This window comes from Clostridium simiarum (genome assembly GCF_018919175.1).
Lineage (GTDB): Bacteria > Bacillota > Clostridia > Clostridiales > Clostridiaceae > Clostridium_L > Clostridium_L simiarum.
Map to the genome: position 1 here is coordinate 221,966 of NZ_JAHLQL010000004.1, position 21,318 is coordinate 243,283.

The window sequence follows — 21,318 nt, forward strand, 5'->3', positions numbered from 1 at the left end:
AGAGGTGTTTTGAATGTTTGATTTTGAATATCAACTTAAGATATTACCAGATAAACCTGGAGTTTATATAATGAAAAACTCTATGGGGGAAGTTATATACGTAGGTAAGGCTAAGGTGCTTAAAAATAGAGTAAGACAATATTTCCAAAACTCTAAAAATCATTCTGAAAAGGTTAGAGTTATGGTAAGCCATGTAGCTGAATTTGAGTATATAGTAACAGATTCAGAAATGGAAGCTTTGATATTAGAATGTAATCTTATTAAAAAGTATAGACCAAGATATAATATACTATTAAAGGATGATAAACATTATCCATTTATAAAAATAACTACTAATGAAGATTTTCCAAGAGTATTTGTTACAAGAAGTATTGCAAAGGATGGCAATAAATATTTTGGACCCTATACTGATGCCACTGCAGTATATGAAACCATAGAGCTTATTAAAAAGATTTTTCCTATTAGAACCTGTAAGTTAAATATAACAGAACAGGGCACTAAATGTAGACCTTGTCTAAATTACCATATAAATTTATGTAAGGCACCCTGTGCAGGTTATATTGATAAAGCTGAATATAAAAAGATAATTGATGATATTATAGAACTCCTAAATGGAAAAAATAGCAACATACTAGAAAGTTTAAAGAAAGAGATGATGGAGGCGGCTGAAAACTTAAATTTTGAAAAGGCTGCTTCTGTAAGGGATAAGATATCTTCAGTAGAAAGAATTTCTGAAAAGCAAAAGATGTTCTTAGGACACTTTGAGGATGAAGATTTCATAAATATCTATGGAGATGAAAAAGATACTTGTGTGCAAGTATTCTTCTTAAGAGAAGGAAAGTTAATGGGAAGAGAGCACTTCATGCTTGAGGACACTGCACACTTTGAAAAGTCTGAGATAGTGTCAGAGTTTCTAAAAAGTTTTTATGGCGGTACAGCCCATGTTCCTAAAACCATATACCTTCCTGATCTTGAAGATGGAGAGCTTTTAGAACAATGGCTAACTATGAAAAGAGGAAGCAAGGTTTGGCTGAAGATACCTAAAAAGGGCGAAAAGAAAAGCCTTTTAGATATGGTAGAGAAGAATGCTAAGTTAACATTAGAGCAGTTTAAATTTAAGATTTTAAGAGATAAAGAGATTCATAAAGTTGCCCTTACAGAACTTGCGGATATATTAAACTTAGATTATATTCCTCACAGAATAGAGGCTTATGACATTTCAAACATACAGGGTATGGATTCTGTAGGAAGTATGATAGTATTTGAAGAGGGAAAAGCAAAGAACAGTGACTATAGGAGATTTAAGATAAAGTCTGTAAAAGGTGCTAATGACTATGATAGTATGAGAGAAATCCTTACTAGAAGATTTAAACATGGCTTAGATGAGATTAAAAATATACAAGAGAGAAATCTTGAATTAAGTAAAGGTAAGTTTTGTGTATTTCCTGACCTTATAATGATGGATGGGGGAAAGGGTCAAGTTAATATAGCCTTAGAGGTATTAGATAAATTAAACTTAAATATACCAGTTTGCGGAATGGTAAAGGATGATAAACATAATACTAGAGGATTAATATTTAATAATGAAGAATTATTAATGAGACCTAGTTCTAATGCCATGCAACTTATAACTAGAATGCAGGATGAAGTTCATAGATTTGCTATAACCTATCATAGAAGTTTAAGGGATAAAAGGGTTCTTCACTCTATACTAGAAGATATACCTAACATAGGAGACAAGAGAAGGAAAGAACTACTTAAAAATTTTGGAAGTATTGAAAATATTAAAAATGCTAAATATGAAGAGCTTATAGATACTCCATCTATAGATAAAAAGGCTGCAGAAAGTATTATGGAGTTTTTTAAAAACCAAAGATAATTGTAATTAAAAACATGCTTATAAATGAGGTTTAAAATTTATTTATAAAGCATGTTTTTTCTAACTATACAAGGTTAAGGGGTTTGGGGAGAAAATTATTATATATGAGACATATTGAATTTATGAGAAAGTTTTCATAGATATGGGGGTATTATGTAACTTATGTATATTATTGAGCTTTTTATAATGGTTATCTTATATTTTATAGGCTATTTTAGTCAAAGTACATCAAGAAGTGAAGTCTATTACGGTGTTAGAATTCCTAAAAGTGCTTTTAATAGAGAGGATATAAAACATGTAGATAAGTGCTTTAAACGAAACTGGAATATTTCCTATGGAGTATTGTGGTTAGTTATAATAGTTCTTCAACATTTATTTAAAGAAGAGTATATTCCACTGTTTTTTTACACTGGGGCTATAGCAAGTTTTCTAACATTAAATATTTGTCACTACAAATCTTATAAGGCCATGAAACTTATTAAAAGTAAAGAAAATTGGAACTTTTACTTTCCAAAGGGCGATGATGACGAAAATTATATAATGGGTACAATGTATTACAATAAGAAAGATCCTTCCATTATTACAAGAAAAAGAATAGGTATAGGATGGGATTTGAATATAGGAAAACTTTTAGGAAAAATTTTTATTATAATTACAGCAATAATTATAATTGGTGGGTTTCTTTTAATGTTACATATACCTGCTTTTACAAAGGATAGGGTTATAAATTTAAATGAAAACGCACTAAAAATTGAAGGTGCTTATGGAAAGGAAATAAGTCTAAAGGATATAAAAACTGTAACTTATGAAAACAAAATGCCTAGAATTAAATGTAAAAGAAATGGTGCCACTAGTTGTAGAAAGGCTTATGGATACTTTAACGTAGAAGGAAAGGGAAAATCATTGATTTTTATAAATGATGTAGAAGAACCTTGTATAGCTATAGAGTTACAGGAAGGAACCTGGATTTTTATAAATAAGCAGGACGAAAATATAACAAAGTCCTTGTATGATAATATAAAAGAACAGTTAAGATAATTGATATAAAGTAAAACTTACTCAATAGGAATTTGATGAATTAATTTAATTAATGTAGAATATAAATTGTTGGGATTTTAATTAAATAAAAAATATGGATATTAATAATAGAAAGTTACTTTTAAAAGTAGAAAACAGGAGGACAAAGGATGAAATATGTTTTAGATACACACACACATACAATAGAAAGCGGACACGCTTATAGCACACTTATAGAAAATTTGAAGTGGGCCTGTAAAAAGGGATTAAAGATATTGTGTACTACAGATCATGGACCAGCTATGCCAGGAGGACCTCATGAATTTTATTTTGGGAATTTAAAAGTTCTTCCACTTCATATGGAAGGAATAATTCATTTAAAGGGCTGTGAAGCCAATATAATGGATATTGATGGTAATTTAGACATTTCTAATAGATTTCAAGAGAGATTAGATATAATAATAGCAAGTCTTCATGATGTATGCATAACTCCAAGAAGTAGGGAAGAAAATACAAGAGCACTAATAAAGGTGATGGATAATCCTCTTGTAGATATAATAGGACATCCAGGCAATCCTTCTTTTCCAATATTTGAAGAAGAATTAGTAAAAAAGGCTAAAGAAAAAAATGTGCTTATTGAAATAAACAATAGCTCTTTTAGATCAAGGCTAGGTTCTGAGGATAATTGCATAAAGATTGCAAGCTTATGTAAGGAATATGGAGCTAACATTGTAATGGGTAGTGATGCTCATATATGTTACGATATAGGTGGATTTGATAAATCAGAAGCTATATTAAAAAAAGTAAATATGCCAGAGGAACTTATAATAAACCTAGATGAGAATAGACTAATAAATTATCTTAAAGAAAAGGGAAAACTTAAAGATTATAAGCTCTAATAGACTATTAAATATATTTATATTATAATGTATAATATATTATGATTAATAAAAATAAATGCATAATAGGTTTCATGATGTATTTATCAATTAAGTAAGTTCGAGGAGAAATATAATGAATCATTACAGTCACTTAGTTCCTAAATTACAAGAAATATTGAAAAAAGAAGATATATTGCTAGATGAGTCTATGAAAAAACACACATATTTTAAAATTGGAGGACCAGCAGATATTTTGGTTACCCCAAGGACAAAAGAAGAATTAATAGAGACAGTTAAGTTTTGTGTTAAAAGTGAAATTCCCTATTATATTATAGGTAATGGATCAAATCTATTAGTAAGAGACGGCGGTTTTAGAGGTATTATAATAAAGCTTAGTAAATTAGATGATGTAATTGTAGAAGAAGATAAGATAATAGCTATGGGTGGAGCTCAATTAAAAGATGTATCTAATTGTGCCTTAGAGCATAGTTTAACAGGTTTTGAGTTTGCTTGTGGCATTCCGGGTAGCATAGGGGGAGCTGTTACCATGAATGCAGGGGCTTATGATGGAGAAATGGTAAATGTAATAGAACATGCTTTAGTTATGGATAAAGAGGGAAATGTTCTTACTCTAAGAAATGGTGAGTTAGAACTTGGTTATAGAACTAGCGCAGTTATGAAGAAGGGGTATGTTGTTCTTCAAGTAACACTTCAGCTTAAATCAGGGGAAAAGTCAAAGATAAAAAATAGAATTGATGAACTCACAAAAAGAAGAGAAGAAAAGCAACCTTTAGAGTACCCTTCAGCAGGTAGTACTTTTAAAAGACCTGAAGGATATTTTGCAGGGAAGTTAATACAAGACTCTGGACTAAAGGGGAGAGCTATAGGTGGTGCAGCAGTTTCAGAAAAACACTCAGGATTTATAATAAATAGGAACAATGCAACTGCTAAAGAAATTTTAGAACTTATAAATTTTGTGCAGAAAACAGTATTAGATAATTTTTCAGTAGAGTTGCAACCAGAAGTTAGGATAATAGGGGAAGACTAATCAATGGTTATAAAGTAGTTAATGAATGGATAGTTAAGGATTTATAATTAAGGAAATTTATAAGCTACAAAACCTAATAGTAATAAAGTGTTAAATTGCCTTGAGAAATCTTCTTGATTCTCCATTCTTAATTATAAAATGGGTTCTATATCCATAATATATATAAAGGGGGGTGTAATCCATTTCTTATTGGGTAATAATTATAAGAAATGGAAGATAACATGAGTTATTCTATTAGAAAAGATGTGTTAAATATTGAGAAGTATGTGGCAGGAAAACCTATTAGTGAGGTAAAGAGAGAATTAGGGTTAGATGAGGTTATAAAACTTGCTTCTAACGAAAATCCTCTTGGATGTTCACCAAAGGCTAAAGAGGTTATAATGAATATGATAAATGACTCAGCATTATATCCTGATTCTTCTAGTTACGAATTAAAGAGAGCTATAGCTAAAAAGTTAAATGTTAGTCCTGAACAGATATTTTGTGGAGCAGGATCAGATTCTTTAATAAAAGTTTTGTGCAATACTTTACTAGAATCTGGAGACGAAACTATAATGGGACAAGTTACTTTTCCAAGATATGAAACTAGCACAAAGCTTATGGGGGCTAAAGCAATAAAAATACCTATGAAAAACAATGCTTTAGATTTAGAGGCTATGGTGGATGCCATAACAGATAAAACTAAGATAATATGGTTTTGTAATCCTAACAATCCTACAGGAAATATATTTAAAAAGGCAGACTTTGATAAAATACTAAATAAAATACCAGACAGTGTTATTATAGTTATGGATGAGGCTTATGTTGAATACGTGGTAGATCCGGATTTTCCAGACTCTTTAGAACTATTAAAAAATCATCCTAATATGATAATATTAAGAACCTTCTCAAAAGCTTATGGTTTAGCCTCATTAAGGTGCGGATATGGAGTTGCTAGCGAAGATTTGGTTCAATATGTAAATAGAGTTATTAATCCTTTTGATGTAAATCTATTTGCTCAAAATGCAGCAGTAGTAGCTATTGAAGATGATGAATTTTTAAAGAAAGTTTATGATACTAATAACGTAGAAAAAGAGTTTTTATATAGTGAATTTAAAAACCTAGGTTTAGAGTATATAGAAACCAATACTAACTTTATTATGGTTAATTTAAATAGAGATGATAAACCTATATTTGATGCTTTACTTAAAAAAGGAATAATAATAAGACCAGGATTTTTGTTAGATATGCCTCAGTGGTTAAGAATAAGCATAGGTACTAGGGAGCAAAATGAAAAGTTTGTTAAAGCGTTAAAAGAGATTCTATAAATAAAGTATAATTAAAATCGGATAGTAAGTATAATAGAATACTTACTATCCGATTTTTTTATATTAAAAGACCATTGCAATTTTTTTAATATTATAAAGCTTACTCATCTGTGATATAATAAGTTTAACCAGCATAGCATAGGAGTGATACTATGAGATTTGTAATTGTAACAGGATTATCGGGAGCAGGAAAAACAGAAGCCACAAGAAACTTAGAGGATTTAGGCTATTTTTGCGTAGACAATTTACCACCAACTTTGATACCAAAGTTTGCAGAGGTTTGTATACAAAGTGAGGGTAAAATAGAAAAAATAGCTTTAGTTATTGACATAAGAGGAGGCATGTTTTTTGATGCACTCTTTGAAAGTTTAACATACCTAAGAAAAAATGATTTCAAATATGAGATATTATTTTTAGATGCTTCAGATGAAGTATTAGTAAAAAGATTTAAAGAATCTAGAAGAAGACACCCTCTAGCAAGGGATGGAAGGGTTACTAATGGAATAACTCTTGAAAGAACAAGGCTTAAAGAGGTAAAAGAAAAAGCTGATAATATTATAGATACTTCAAAATTATCCATACATGAGCTTAGAGAAAAAATTAATTCTATCTATGGTGATGGAGTGACAGCTATAAAAGATTTAAGTATAACTGTGCTTTCTTTTGGATTTAAATATGGAATTCCAGTGGATGCAGATCTTGTTTTTGATGTGAGATTTATACCTAATCCTTTCTATATACCTGAACTAAAAAAGTTTTCAGGCATGGAGGAACCTGTAAAAGAGTATGTATTGCAACATGAAGAAACCAAAGGATTTATCCTTAGATTAGAAGACATGTTAGAGTTTTTAATACCCCATTACATAAAAGAGGGTAAAAGACAGCTTATTATAGCCATAGGCTGTACTGGTGGAAGACATAGATCTGTAGCCATAGCCAATTCCATATACCATACTCTTATGAACTCTGGAAGAAATGCAAACATAGATCATAGAGATATAAATGAAGATATAAATAAGGGTGGTAAGAAGCTATGAAGATTACAGATTGGCTGAAACCAGGTATAAAGGTAAAAAGATGGATTCTTTTTGCTATATTTGGAATGATACTTATTATATTTGGACTAAATGAGTTATCAAGGCACATGCTCTATAATTGGTATTATAAAGGTTTCTATATATTATTAAATGTAACAGGGATTTTTGTGCTATACATTTCAGTCACTGAAGGTATTAAGTCAATAATGGCATTGATAAATAAGGGATATCTAAAGTTTTCTTTGGATTCAAGAAAGCTTGAAACTTTAATTTACGAAAAGAGACTTTTGGTTAAGGGCCCTAAAATAGTTGTAATTGGTGGCGGAACTGGACTTTCAACTATGCTTAGAGGATTAAAATACTATACTTCTAATATAACAGCTATAGTTACTGTAGCGGATGATGGTGGAGGATCTGGAGATCTTAGAGAAGATCTTGGGATACTTCCTCCAGGGGATATAAGAAACTGTATATTAGCTTTAGCTGATACAGAGCCACTAATGGAAGAACTTTTGCAATACAGATTTAAAGATGGAAGATTGAAAAACCAGAGCTTTGGAAACTTATTTTTAGCGGCTATGGACGGTATATCAGACAACTTTGAGGATGCTGTTAAAAAGATGAGCTCTGTTTTAGCTGTTACAGGAAGAGTTATGCCTGTTACTTTAGAAAATATGGTGCTTAAAGCAAAGCTTCAAAATGGTAGTATAGTTGAAGGGGAATCTAATATTCCAGAGGAGGCCATAAAACAAAATAGCCCCATAGATAGCATAATAATTGAACCAGCGGATGCTAAGGCATTAAAAGAGTCTGTAGAGGCTATTAAGGATGCAGATGCTATAATATTAGGACCAGGAAGTCTTTATACCAGCGTAATTCCTAATTTGTTAGTAAAAGATATATCCGATGCCCTTCATAAAACTTCCGCTCTTAAGATATATATTTCTAATATAATGACCCAACCAGGAGAAACAGATGATTATGATGTGGCAGATCATATTAAGGCAATAATGAAGCATGGTGGCGATGGCATAGTAGATTATGTAATAACAAATGCGGGAACTATAGAAGAGGAATTAAAAGAAAGATATTTAAAAGAAAACTCTAAACTAGTTACCAAGGATGAAGAAGAACTAGCCAGACTAAATGTTAAAATTATAGATTCGAACCTGGTAAAGACTAGAAAGGGGCTTGTAAGACATGATTCAGAAAAGTTAGCCTCAGTAATAGTAGAAACTATAATGGAGAAAAAGCTGTTCTATGATAGAAAGAAGATAATTGAATACTTCTATCTTTCAGAAAGATTAAAGCAAAAGAAAAACTAGAATTAGGAGAATGAGATATGTCGTTTTCATCAAAAGTAAAAGGTGAAATATGTAGATTTGTAGAAACTTCAAAGGAAGAGGCATTAGCCCAGATATCCGCTATAATGAAGGTTAGTGGAACCTTAACCTTTGCAGGGAATAGGCAGCTTAGCTTTAAAATAACCACTGAAAACCCTGCTACAGCTAGGCTTATATTCATATTACTAAAAGACCATTTTGATATACATGCAAGGCTGATGGTTAAAAAGAGTAATTCTTTAAAAAAGAATAATCTATATATTGTTATGATAACTGAGGAAATGGGAGTAAGAGAATTTTTAAAATTAGCAGGAATATTGAAAGAAGAAGAGGGAGTAATATCTCTGGATTATGGTATAAATAAAGAATTGGTTACTACAGATGATAGAAAAAAAGCATATATAAGAGGTGCTTTTTTAGGTGGAGGAAGTATAAGTAATCCAGAAAAAACTTACCACTTAGAATTTGTAACACATAGCGTTGATTATGCTGAGGATTTAAGTAATCTTATAAATACCTATGGATTAAGCTCTAAGTTTATACAAAGAAAAAGTAGCTATATTGTTTATATAAAAGAAGGAGAACAAATAGTGGATCTATTAAATATAATAGGAGCCCATACATCCTTATTAGAGGTTGAAAATATTAGAATAATGAAGGAAATGAGAAATAACGTAAATAGACTTGTTAATTGTGAAACAGCTAATCTTAGCAAAACTGTAAATGCAGCTGTTCGCCAGGTAGAAAGTATCAATTTTATTGAAAGTGAAATTGGACTTGGAAGGCTTCCTAAAAATTTAAGAGAAGTTGCGGAGCTGAGGCTTAAATTTCCTGATGAGTCTTTAAAGGAACTTGGAGAGATGCTAAGTCCTCCAGTAGGAAAGTCTGGTGTAAACCATAGATTAAGAAAAATAGAAAAAATAGCAGAAGAGCTTAGAAAAGAAGGAATGTAAAAATGTCAAAGCATCAAAAAACCGTAGACTACATACTTTCATTAGAACCAGGCCATAAAATATCAGTAAGAAGTATAGCTAGTGACTTAGGAGTTAGTGAAGGTACTGCATATAAAGCTATAAAAGAATGTGATGCTAAAGGGTTGGTATCCACTATACCTAGAGTAGGGACTATAAGAGTTGATAAATTGCAGAGAAAAAATGAGGAATCTCTAACCTTTGCAGATGTAGTTAATATAGTTGGAGGAAGCATAATTGGCGGGAGAGATGGAATACATAAATCCCTTAGAAAATTTTTAATAGGAGCCATGACCATAGATGCTATGTCTAGATATATAACTCCAGGTTGCTTACTTATAGTTGGAAATAGAGAAGAAGCCCATGAATTAGCTCTTAATAATGAAGCCGCAGTACTTATTACTGGAGGATTTCACTGCAATGAAAAAGTAAAAAAATTAGCAGATGAAAAAGGTCTACCTGTTATTTCTTCTAAATATGATAGTTTTACCATAGCCACTATGATTAATAAAGCTATGTCAGAAAATATGATGAAAAAAGATATTATCCTAGTAGAAGATATAATGAAAAAAGATCCCTATTATCTTAAAGCTGATGACACTATTATGGACTGGAGAGAACTTGTAAAAAAGACAAATCACATAAGGTATCCAGTGGTAGATGAGAATATGAAGGTAGTGGGAATGATAACTTCGAAGGATTTATCTATGGATTTAGATGGAAATGAGCCTATAGGAAAGTTAATGTCAAAATATCCTATAACAGTAAACCCTAGGACTACAGTAGCTTATGCTGCTTACATAATGGGCCTTGAAGGAATAGAGATATGTCCTGTAATAGATGGAAAAAAACTTATTGGAATAATTACAAGACAGGATGTAACAGATACTTTTCAATATATGTCAAGACAGCCACAAAGATCAGGGAATTTAGAAGAACTTATTCTAGCTAATTTTGAATATGAAGTTATGGGAGATAAGAGTATATTCTCAGGGAATATAATATCAGAGATGATAGATTCTATTGGTACTGCCTCTTGGAGTTCACTTAACATGCTCCTATCTGCAGTGGCAGTATATGCCCTTAAGGATAGAAACATAAATATTTCAGTAGATAACATAAGTACTTATTTTATGAAACCATTGCAATTAGATACTAAAGTTATGTTAGAAGCAGACATCATTGATATGGGAAGAAATTATTGCAAGGTGGAAGTTAATATGATAAATGCTAAAAAGGAATTAGTAGGAAAAAGTATATTATCTGCAAAAATGTTAGGTAATTAAGGAGGATATATAAATGTTTACTCATATAGTTTTATTTAAATTAAAAGATTCTAGAAAAGAAAATATGGAGAGAGCAAAGGAAATACTTTCTTCTATGGATGGGAAAATTCCTGAACTTAAATATTTAGAAGTAGGTGTAGATATAATAAGAAGCGATAGATCTTACGATATAGCTCTTATAACTAGATTTGATAGTAGAGAAGACATGGATAGATACCAAGTAAGTGAATATCATGTTAATCATGTAATAAAGAATCTAAAACCTATGTTAGAAGGATCTGTAGCATTAGATTACTAAAAATTTATTAAATTACTAAAAATGGCCTGTAGATAATGATACACAGGCTGTTTTTGTTTGAAATGAAACTTTGATTTAAAAAGAGTTAATATTAAAGTAAAGACAAAAAAATAAGGAAACACCTATTAATAAAAAAATAATAGGTGTTTTTTCTTGTTATTATTACAATAATATATAATTCATGAAAAGTTTTTTATATTTAATATAGAGAAATTAAAAACAAAATTAAAATCAAAAGATGTTAAAATATGTACAAAGTGGGTGTTTTGTAATATACTATGGTAGGACGTTGTTAAGCATTTAAATAAAATTTAATTATATTAGCCATTATTTAATGATGCCTAATATAATTAAAAACAAAATTAAAGGAGAGATAAGTTTGGAAAACAAAAAAAGTAAAAGTCTAAAAACTAAAATGCTAATAGTACTTATATTGTTAATATGCCTAACTTGTATTTCTTTAGGTGTTCTATCATTTTTTATGAATAAAAATGCACTTAAGATTTCTAGCAAAAGTTTAATGAAAACCATAAGTCAACAGGTAGCTGTTAATGTAGAGGAAATTGTAAATAATAAATACTTTGTATTAGAATCCGTGGCAAACAATAATACAATTAAAAATGATGATTTTACCTGGGAAGAGAAGAAAACTATTTTAGATGAAGAAGTTAAAAGTCATGGACACTTAGTGTTAGGTATAGCTGATTTAGAAGGTAATGTGTTTTATACAGATGGTCTATCAAATAATATAAAAGAAAGAGACTATTTTAAGAAGGCTATAAAAGGTGAAAATGCTGTTTCAGAGCCTTTTGTTAGTAAAATAGATAATAAGAATTTATTTATGGCCTATGCAGTTCCTATTAAAGATAATGGCAATATAAAAGGTGCTTTAATTGCTTTAAGGGATGGAAATGACATAGGTAAATTAAATGAAGGAATTGAATTTGGAAGCACAGGACAAGCTTATGTTATAGGACAAACTGGAAATGTTATAGCTCATAAGGATAGAGAGTTAGTTATTAAACAAGAAAATGTTGTAGAAGGTAAAGATCCTGAACTAAGTGAATTAGCAATTATTGAGCAAGATATGATTAATGGAAAATCAGATGTAGGAGAATATAGTTACAAAGGGGTAGTTAAATACTTAGGATACACACCTATTACTTCTACAGGATGGTCAGTGGGAGTATTTATTGAAGAAAGAGACGTTTTAAAGAGTCTATATGATTTAAGAAGAAATGTAATTATTGTATCCTGTTTATTTATAGCTGTAGCTGTAATAGTAGTTTGGATTTTAGCAGATTACATATCTAAAGGATTAAATAACATAAGAAACCATATAGTTGTAATGGCAGAGGGAGACTTTAGTCAAAGAATTAATGATAAAGAATTAAATAAAAGTGATGAAATAGGAGTAATGGCAAATGCTTTAGAGTTAAGCAAAAGTTCTGTAGGCAAAATGATATCAAATATAAGGACAAACTCTACAGACATAGATCTTAGTTCTAAAGAACTAGTAAAAATATCTGAGGATTTTTCAAGCAATGCCCAAAACATATATTCAGCTATTGATCAGGTTGCAGAAGGGGCTACTCAGCAAGCTCAAGACCTTGTTGATATAGTAAATATGTTAGAGAATTTTAGTAAGGATTTAGATGGTATGAATGGCAATATAGAAGAAATTAATACCATGACCAGTGAAATAAGCAAAAAAGCAGATATAAGCAATGAGGATATGCAAAAGGTAACCTTATCTTTAGATAAATTAGTAGAAAACTTTAATTATTTTTCTCAAAAGATAGGAAGTATGAGCGAGAGTGTAGAAAAAGTAAATGAAATAACTTATTTAATTAATAGTATTGCAGAACAAACAAATCTTTTAGCTCTTAATGCAGCTATTGAAGCGGCTAGAGCAGGAGAAGCGGGAAGAGGCTTTGCTGTAGTAGCTGATGAAATAAGAAATCTAGCAGAAAGAAGTAAAGAGTCATCTGAAACAATTTACGATCTTGTAGGTAATGTTTTAGAAGAGGCAAAGTTAATGGTAACGGGTACTAATGAAATGAATTCAGAGTTACAAGAACAAAAGGTAAGCATAGAAAGTAGTATGGATTCTTTTAAAACTATATCTAACGCTATAGGTAATGTAACCCCAAGGGTAAACGAAATTAGCGAAGGTTTTATAACCTTAAATGAAAAGAAAAAAGATATATTATTTAAAACAGAAGGAATTTCATCTATATCAGAAGAAATTTCAGCATCCTCTGAAGAAATAGCAGCATCCAGTGAACAAATGGCTAATTCAAGCAAAGACATTTATAGTGCGGCAGATATATTAAGCAATAAAACTAGTGATATGATGAGAGAAATTGAAAGGTTTAAAACTCAATAAAAGCATTTATTACATATTAAAGCTAAAGAGATAAGGTATAAAGAACTCTAAATATCAAAGTTTAGAGTTCTCTATTTCTTAACAGGAGAAAAATGAGAATATAAGAAGAAATTACATACTAGTTTTCTTTTAAAAAAGCCTATTAATATTAATATAACTCTTGAAAAGGTTTTGACAATATGATAATATGAAGATAGAAAGTACAAAATATTGTATATTGATATAAGGAGAGAAGATGGATTTAAAAGCAAAATTAATGCAAAAAAATGGTTATATGGCTATGACTTTAGCTAAAGAATTTATTGCAAAAGATGTAGAAGACAGAATAGAGACTATAGCCAACTTAGCAGAGAAACATAATACAGCTAGAGGAACCATACAATCTGCTCTGAAATTTTTGCAAGAATATAAAGCTATATGTTTAGAATCTAGAGGTCATCTTGGTACTTTTATAACTTATATAGACTATGGAAAGCTTTTAGAGGTTGCAGATACTAGGACTATATTAGGAGTTATGCCCTTGCCTTATTCTAAAAGGTACGAAGGACTAGCCACAGGAATACACAATAGTTCTTTTGCGGAAAGGTTCCCTTTGAATCTTGCTTATATGAGAGGGGCTAAAAATAGATTAGAGGCTTTAGAGGAAGGAAGATATGATTTTGCAGTTATGTCTTGTTTGGCAGCTGAGCACTATATTAAACAGGGAGAACCTATAATAATTGCTATGAATTTTGGTAGTAACTCTTTTGTAGATAATCATATAATGGCTTTTAATAACTTTTGTCAGTGTGAAATAAAAGATGGAATGAGAGTTGGTGTAGATACTTCATCTCTAGACCATGAGATAATGACTGTAAAAGAGTGTGAAGGAAAAAAAGTAGAATTAGTACACTTACTTTATAGCCAAATAATAAGCAACCTAATAAAAGGAAAAATCGATGCAGCTATATGTACTATAGATGAGGTAAAGGATAAGCATCTAGATGTTAAGTATAAAATAACTTCTGGTGAGTATTCTGATAAAAATACAGAGGCTGTGCTTGTTATAAATAAAGAGAGAGAAGAGATGGGAAAGTTAATTTCTAAATTTCTAAAAAAAGAAGAGGTTTTAAAATATCAAAACCAAGTTATAGAAGAAAAAATCATACCAAATTATTAAGAGATATTTTTTAAAGCCAATATACAAAATTATGTACATTCGTTATTGCAGGAGGAGAAAAAATGGATTTAACAATTAGATTAAATATTTTAAAAGAGGCAGGTCAAATAGATGAGGGTATTTATAAGGATATAATAAATATAATAAATATGTTTAAAGAAAAGCATAATATTAGCCTTACAGAAGAAAACGCTTCAATGCTGATAACTCATTTAGCTATCTCTTTTAAAAGGATAAAGGATGGAGAAATTGTTAATAGTATAGAAGAGATGATTTATGAAGAAGTAAGATGTAATGAAAATTATGATAAATCAGAAGAGATTTTTAAGGACATAGAAAAGGTTATAGAATCTAGTATTCCAGAGGAAGAAAAGGTTTTTATAATGATGCACTTATGTGCACTATTAAATAATAAATAATATAGGAGGCAATTAAAATGATAAGAATAGTTATAGGTGGACAAATCGATAAGGATAGAGTAGCAGAGATAACTAAAAACATAGCAGGAGACAAAGCTACAGTTGAAATAAAATCAGACATTGAAGCTGCTATGGCAATTAAAACTGGACAAGCGGATTATTATTTAGGCGCTTGTAACACAGGGGGAGGTGGTGCACTAGCAATGGCAATAGCATTACTAGGCATGGGATTGTGTGCTACTGTTTCAATGCCAGGAAATATAAGAAGTGAAGAGGCAATTATTAAGGAAATTGAAGCAGGAAAAAAAGCATTTGGATTTACTCCACAACATGCTGATGTAGTTCTACCAATTATACTAAAGAAAATATTAGACTAATCAAAAAATAATAAGATTGGGGGAAGATTTTATGAATTATGTAGTTATAGCCCTTTTAGGGGCTCTTGCAGCCATATTATCAAATATGGGTGTTGCAGTATTTAATGATGGACTAAGACCTATTGTGCCAGAGTATCTAGAAGGAAGATTAGATAAAAAATCATTAGCCGCAACATCTTTTGCTTTGAGCTTTGGTTTGGTTATTGGGTTTGGAATTCCGGTTTCTATCGCTGCTTCTATTATTTTAATACATAGTATATTATTAGGAACAGATATAATCGGAACATGGTGTCCAGCAGGTAAAAAAGGTATTGTAATATCAGGAATTATAGGTGCTTTATATGGATTAGGACTTGTTAGCGGACTTCAAGTTATAGTGGATTTATTTGCTAAGTTACCAGTAAACTTCTTGCCACAACTAGGTCAAGTAGGGGCTCCTGTTGTAGCAGCTTTTGCGGTATTCCCAGCTCTAGTTGTAGCTTATCAATTTGGATATAAAAAAGGTATTATTACATTAATCATTTCATTTTTAGTTAGACAAATAACATTATATTATGGAAAATTCCAATGGAATGGAGCTAATATTAAAATAGATCAAGAAGGAATGGCTTTACTTGCAGGTATGATTATAATGATTGTATTTGCTATGAAAGAAAAACCAGATCCTAATGCTCCTAAGGTGGATCTTGTATCTATATTTGCAGAAAGAGTTAAAAAGATTAAAAAGAATTTACCAGTATTAGCTGTTATGGGCGGATTAATTGCAGCAGCTACTAGTCTTAGTATGGTTGCTGGAGACCCAATCTCACTTAATTTACTTAAGGCTGGTAAAAATGTAGAAGCAGCTATGACTGCTTTTGCAAGAGGAATTGGATTTATTCCATTAGTGGCAACTACTGCTATTACTACAGGTGTATATGCACCGGCAGGAATGACCTTTGTATTTGTAATTGGATTACTTATAAAAAATCCTATATTATCTTTTGTAATAGGTGCAGCAGTAATGGCTCTAGAAATATTATTCTTAGATGTTATGGCTAGATTCTTAGATAAGTTCCCAGGAGTTAAAAAGTGTGGAGACAATATAAGAACTGCTATGAGTAAGGTACTTGAAGTAGCTTTACTAATAGGAGGTTTAATGGCAGCAAATGCTATGGCTCCAGGTCTTGGACTATTCGTTGTTATAGGACTTTATGTGCTTAATAAAACATCAAAGAAACCTATTGTAGATATGGCGGTAGGTCCTATGGGAGCAATTTTGGTAGGTGTATTAATTAACATATTATATATAGTTGGATTATACCTTCCACCAGCATAAAAACAGTTTTAAATTTAAATATAATTTATTAACTATAAATTAACATTAAAGATAAAGATTAAAATTTTAGATGTCTCAATATCTTTAAGGTATTGAGACATTAATTTAAGAAGGGAGTGAATTTTATGAAATTAGTTGAAGGAATCACATACTCTCATGAACATGTAAAAATTGATTTGTCTGGAGTAAAAAACAATGAAGATTGTAATCTTAATGTTTTTGATGAAACTGTAGAGGAGTTTAAAGAACTTTATACAAAAGGTGTTAGAAACATAATTGAAGTTACTAATAGAGGTATAGGCAGAGATGTTGAATATATAAAAGCTGTAGCTAAGGAAACAGATTTGAATATTTTATGTTCTACAGGATATTATAAATCACCATTTTTCCCAAAGGAAGTTTATGATTTATCTTCAAAGCAGTTAGCAAAAATAATGATAGATGAAATTATAAATGGAATTGAAGATAGTGGTGTAAGAGCAGAAGTTATTGGTGAGATAGGAACCAGTCAAAACAGCATAGAGGAAGAAGAAAAAAAGGTTTTTATAGCAGGAGCTTTAGCTCATGTGGAAACAGGCAAGGCTATTATAACTCATACTACTCTAGGAAAATTAGGGTTAGAGCAAATTGATTTACTGAAATCTCATGGTATGAATATTGAAAAACTAATAATAAGTCATGTGGATTTAACAGGAGATTTAGATTATATATTAAGGCTTATAGACAAAGGAGCAAATGTTGCCTTTGATACAATTGGGAAAGAAAATTATCAACCTGATGGTGTTAGAATAGATATGCTTAAAGAGATATGCAAAAGAGGTCTTAGTGATAAAGTACTTATGTCTATGGATATTACAAGAAAATCTCATCTGAAGGGTAGAGGTGGTATAGGTTACTCTTATTTATTAGATAATTTTATACCTAGACTTATAGAAAACGGAGTTTCAGCAGAAGATATAAAAACTATTACAGAAAAAAACATAGTAACAATATTAAATTAAAAATTATGTAAGAACTAAAGGAGAGACTTTATATGATTACTTATCCTTTAAAATCTATAGGAATAGAAGAAGCAAAAAAATTGCAATTTAAAATGGTAGATACAATGACTAAATACTTTTCAGGAGAAGAAGTATTAAAACTAGGAGATTTAGGTGTAGTTAAGGGCTTAAACAAACCTAGTTATACAAAAAAGGTTGAACAGGTCTTAGCAGATTTTTTTAATACAGAAGCAGCAGTTTTAGTAAGAGGAGCAGGAACAGGTGCCTTAAGATGGGGACTTATAAGCTTTTTAAAGCCTGGAGATAAAATCCTTGTTCATGATGCACCTATATATCCTACTACAGAGGTTACATTAGATACCATGGGAATAGACACTATAAAAGCTGACTTTAATAATAAAGAAGAAGTAAAAAAAGCTTTATGCAACCATAGTGTAAATGGAGCATTGTTACAATATACAAGACAAAAATTAGAAGATAGCTATGATATGGGAGAGATAATTCGCCTTATAAAAGATCACAGTGAAGATATAACTATTATAACCGATGATAATTATGCAGTAATGAAGGTAGATAAGATAGGTGCTGAATTAGGTGCTGATCTGTCTGGTTTTTCTTCCTTTAAGCTTTTAGGACCAGAGGGTATAGGAATATTAGTTGGTAACTCTGAATTAATAAATAAAGTTATACAGTTAAATTATTCAGGAGGAAGTCAAGTACAAGGTTTTGAAGCTATGGAAGTTTTACGGGGACTTGTATATGCCCCAGTAGCTTTAGCTATACAAGCTGAAGTTAACGAAGAGTTAGTTAAAAGATTAAGATCTGGGGAAGTTCAAGGGGTAAAGAATGCATTTTTAGCTAATGCTCAATCAAAGGTTCTATTAGTAGAATTTGAAGAAGACATAGCTAATATTGTGCTAGAAGAAGCAGAAAAATTAGGAGCAGCTCCAAATCCAGTGGGAGCTGAATCAAAATATGAGATAGTTCCAATGATATATAGGGTATCTGGAACCTTTAGAAAGGCAGATCCTACCCTTGAAAAAAGAATGGTAAGAATTAATCCTATGAGAAGCGGTGCTGATACTGTAATTAGAATACTTAAAGAAAGCGTTAGTAAGGCTTTTGAAAGATTGTAGAGAAGAGGAATGAGAATATGTTTTTAGAAAAGACTATTGAGAGAAACCCTAATTTAATAAAAACTGCATTTCATCTTCATAAAAAGGGGCTTATATCTCCTGATACTTATGTATTAGATTATGATATGATTCTAGAAAATGCATTAATGATGAAAAAAGAAGCAGATAAATATGGTGTAAAACTGTACTTTATGGGAAAACAAATTGGAAGGAATCCTTTAATTTCTAAAGCTTTAATTGATATGGGATTTGAAGGAGCTGTAGCCGTTGATTATAAAGATGCTAAAAGGCATATAGAAAATGGAATTAAGTTAGGACATGTGGGACATTTAGTGCAAATTCCTAGAGCTGATATGGAGATTATATTATCTTCTAGACCAGAGACTATATCCATCTATTCTATTGAAAAAGCTAAAGAAATATCAGAGGTAGCAGTAAAGCTTGGTATTATTCAAAATATTACTTTAAGAGTTATTGCTAAGGGAGATATGCTTTATCCAGCCCAGTATGGAGGGTTTTACCTAGAAGAGTTAGAAGATGCAGTAAATTCTATAAAAAACCTACCTAATATAAATATATATGGTTTAACTTCCTTCCCTTGTTTTTTATATGATGATAAAGATAAAAGAATAAAGGAAACACATAATGTTGAAACTGTATTAAAGGCTAAAGAAATCTTAAAGAATATAGATATCAATATAGAACAATTAAACCTACCTTCAGCTAGTTGTACTGAAAGTATAAAGCTTATAAAAAGTTTTGGGGGAACCCATGCTGAGCCAGGACATGGGATTACAGGAACAACTCCTTATCATAGCGATTATGATAGCTTTGAAAAACCTGCCATGGTTTACGTAAGTGAGGTTTCTCACAACTTAAATTCAGAAAGTTATTGCTATGGAGGCGGGTATTACAGAAGATCTAATCTAAAAAAAGCTTTAGTAGGAAATAGTTTAGAGGATTCTAAATTAGTAAATGTACAAGAGCCAAGCTTAGAAAGTATAGACTATTATTTTACCTTAGAAGAAAACACAAAGGTTTCAGACACTGTAATAATGGCTTTTAGAACACAGATATTTGTAACACGTAGCGATGTGGCTATAGTTAAAGGCATAAGCACAGGAAATCCAGAGATAATTGGAATATATGATTCTCAAGGAGTTAAGATAAAGTAATATTTTAGATATATATTAAAAAGTTTTCAAATAAAAGATAGTGAGGTGATACTGTTGGATAGATTTATAGTTATAGTTTTAGATGGTTTTGGAATAGGTTATATGGAAGATACTAAAGTTGTAAGACCTCAAGATGTGGGATCTAACACCTTAAAACATATATTAGGAAAAATGCCAGAGTTAAAGCTTAAAAATCTAGAAAGATTAGGCCTTATGAATGCTCTAGGGGAAGAATCTTTAAATATGAAGTTTTCAAATAGTGCAACCTTTGGTAAGTCAGAACTTATGCATTATGGGGCAGATACTTTCTTTGGACATCAGGAAATAATGGGAACAAAGCCTATGAAACCCCTAAGAGAAGCCTTTTCTAAGTCTATTAATGAAGTATATGAGTTACTTAAAAGTAAGGATTATGATGTAGAATATATAAATGGAAAAGAAGCAAGTTTACTTATGGTAAATGGGGCTGTTACTGTAGCGGATAACATAGAAACGGATTTAGGACAAGCTATTAATGTTACAGCTTCCTTAGATTTAATTTCTTTTGAAGAGGTCTTAAAAATAGGTAAGTTAGTTAGAAGTAAAGTAAGAGTACCAAGAGTTATTACCTTTGGTGGTAAAGAAGTCACAAAAGAAAATATATTAGAGGCCATTGAAGAAAAGGGAAATGGGTTTATAGGTGTTAATGCACCTAAATCTGGAGTTTACAATAAAGGATATCAATGCATACATTTAGGTTATGGAATAGATCAAAAGGTTCAAGTTCCAACTATATTAGGTGAAGAGGGAATTAAAGTTACCTTAATTGGTAAAGTTGCCGATATAGTAAGTAACCAATATGGTAAAAGCATACCATGGGTAGACACAGCAGAAGTGTTACAATTAACCTTAGATGAAATGAAGAAAATGGATACAGGTTTTATATGTACTAATGTACAAGAAACAGATTTAAGTGGCCATGCTGAAAATGCAGAAAGATATGCTGAAAAGCTATCTATAGCAGATAAATATATAGGTGAAATTATAGATAATTTAAAAGAAGAGGATATACTAGTAATTATGGCAGATCATGGGAATGATCCTACTATTGGTCATAGTAGACATACTAGAGAATGCGTTCCTTTATTGATTCATGGAAAAAATATAAAGAATGTAAATATAGGAACAAGAAAAACCTTATCTGATGTAGGGGCTACTGTGGCGGAATATTTTAATATAAAAAGGCCTGAAAATGGAGAGTCCTTTTTAAGCTTAATAAAATAAAATTCCTAGAAGGA

General features: G+C 30.8%; 19 protein-coding genes. All 19 read left to right on the top strand.

The features are described from left to right. The first annotated feature begins 13 nt into the window (after window positions 1-13). Complete coding sequence (gene uvrC, locus KQI89_RS12535; protein ID WP_216457350.1) at window positions 14-1,879, top strand: excinuclease ABC subunit UvrC; 1,866 nt, start codon at window positions 14-16, stop codon at window positions 1,877-1,879. A 162-nt stretch (window positions 1,880-2,041) separates the two neighbouring features. Next, a complete protein-coding gene (locus tag KQI89_RS12540) occupies window positions 2,042-2,917 on the top strand; it encodes a DUF5808 domain-containing protein (RefSeq protein ID WP_216457351.1) in 876 nt (291 codons plus the stop codon). 149 nt (window positions 2,918-3,066) lie between these two features. Further along, on the top strand, window positions 3,067-3,795 hold the full coding sequence (locus KQI89_RS12545) for a phosphatase (protein WP_216457352.1): 729 nt from the start codon (window positions 3,067-3,069) through the stop codon (window positions 3,793-3,795). A 115-nt stretch (window positions 3,796-3,910) separates the two neighbouring features. Then, a complete protein-coding gene (gene murB, locus KQI89_RS12550) occupies window positions 3,911-4,825 on the top strand; it encodes a UDP-N-acetylmuramate dehydrogenase (RefSeq protein ID WP_032122564.1) in 915 nt (304 codons plus the stop codon). A 221-nt stretch (window positions 4,826-5,046) separates the two neighbouring features. Further along, window positions 5,047-6,132 carry a histidinol-phosphate transaminase gene (gene hisC / locus KQI89_RS12555; RefSeq protein ID WP_216457353.1) on the top strand — a complete coding sequence of 362 codons (1,086 nt, stop codon included), beginning with the start codon at window positions 5,047-5,049 and terminating at the stop codon, window positions 6,130-6,132. A 152-nt stretch (window positions 6,133-6,284) separates the two neighbouring features. After that, window positions 6,285-7,169, top strand: coding sequence for an RNase adapter RapZ (rapZ, locus tag KQI89_RS12560; RefSeq protein WP_216457354.1), 885 nt, complete (start codon window positions 6,285-6,287; stop codon window positions 7,167-7,169). Then, complete coding sequence (locus KQI89_RS12565; RefSeq protein ID WP_216457355.1) at window positions 7,166-8,494, top strand: gluconeogenesis factor YvcK family protein; 1,329 nt, start codon at window positions 7,166-7,168, stop codon at window positions 8,492-8,494. The genes rapZ and KQI89_RS12565 overlap by 4 nt, the downstream gene beginning before the upstream one ends. 17 nt (window positions 8,495-8,511) lie before the next feature. Beyond that, window positions 8,512-9,465, top strand: coding sequence for a DNA-binding protein WhiA (whiA, locus tag KQI89_RS12570; RefSeq protein WP_032122560.1), 954 nt, complete (start codon window positions 8,512-8,514; stop codon window positions 9,463-9,465). A gap of 2 nt (window positions 9,466-9,467) precedes the next feature. Further along, window positions 9,468-10,769 (top strand): DRTGG domain-containing protein, encoded by a 1,302-nt coding sequence (locus KQI89_RS12575; RefSeq protein WP_216457356.1) that lies wholly within the window; start codon window positions 9,468-9,470, stop codon window positions 10,767-10,769. 13 nt (window positions 10,770-10,782) lie between these two features. Then, complete coding sequence (locus KQI89_RS12580) at window positions 10,783-11,067, top strand: Dabb family protein (RefSeq protein ID WP_216457357.1); 285 nt, start codon at window positions 10,783-10,785, stop codon at window positions 11,065-11,067. A 379-nt stretch (window positions 11,068-11,446) separates the two neighbouring features. Next, window positions 11,447-13,456: a methyl-accepting chemotaxis protein gene (locus KQI89_RS12585; RefSeq protein WP_216457358.1), complete on the top strand. Its 2,010-nt coding sequence runs from the start codon at window positions 11,447-11,449 to the stop codon at window positions 13,454-13,456. Window positions 13,457-13,691: 235 nt separating this feature from the next. Next, a complete protein-coding gene (gene yhfZ, locus KQI89_RS12590) occupies window positions 13,692-14,615 on the top strand; it encodes a GntR family transcriptional regulator YhfZ (RefSeq protein WP_216457359.1) in 924 nt (307 codons plus the stop codon). Between the two features lie 62 nt (window positions 14,616-14,677). Next, window positions 14,678-15,034, top strand: coding sequence for a PRD domain-containing protein (locus tag KQI89_RS12595; RefSeq protein ID WP_032122556.1), 357 nt, complete (start codon window positions 14,678-14,680; stop codon window positions 15,032-15,034). 17 nt (window positions 15,035-15,051) lie between these two features. Beyond that, the gene (locus KQI89_RS12600; RefSeq protein ID WP_216457360.1) at window positions 15,052-15,411 is read left to right on the top strand and encodes a DUF2620 domain-containing protein; all 360 of its coding nucleotides are present in this window, start codon (window positions 15,052-15,054) and stop codon (window positions 15,409-15,411) included. A 31-nt stretch (window positions 15,412-15,442) separates the two neighbouring features. Further along, window positions 15,443-16,729 carry a YhfT family protein gene (locus KQI89_RS12605; RefSeq protein ID WP_032122554.1) on the top strand — a complete coding sequence of 429 codons (1,287 nt, stop codon included), beginning with the start codon at window positions 15,443-15,445 and terminating at the stop codon, window positions 16,727-16,729. A 125-nt stretch (window positions 16,730-16,854) separates the two neighbouring features. Next, window positions 16,855-17,730 carry a phosphotriesterase family protein gene (locus KQI89_RS12610; protein WP_216457361.1) on the top strand — a complete coding sequence of 292 codons (876 nt, stop codon included), beginning with the start codon at window positions 16,855-16,857 and terminating at the stop codon, window positions 17,728-17,730. A gap of 32 nt (window positions 17,731-17,762) precedes the next feature. Further along, window positions 17,763-18,866, top strand: coding sequence for an aminotransferase class V-fold PLP-dependent enzyme (locus KQI89_RS12615; protein WP_216457362.1), 1,104 nt, complete (start codon window positions 17,763-17,765; stop codon window positions 18,864-18,866). A gap of 17 nt (window positions 18,867-18,883) precedes the next feature. After that, window positions 18,884-20,041, top strand: a complete 1,158-nt coding sequence (locus KQI89_RS12620) for a YhfX family PLP-dependent enzyme (protein ID WP_216457363.1) — start codon at window positions 18,884-18,886, stop codon at window positions 20,039-20,041. Between the two features lie 54 nt (window positions 20,042-20,095). Then, the gene (locus KQI89_RS12625; protein WP_216457364.1) at window positions 20,096-21,304 is read left to right on the top strand and encodes a phosphopentomutase; all 1,209 of its coding nucleotides are present in this window, start codon (window positions 20,096-20,098) and stop codon (window positions 21,302-21,304) included. Window positions 21,305-21,318: the final 14 nt, after the last annotated feature.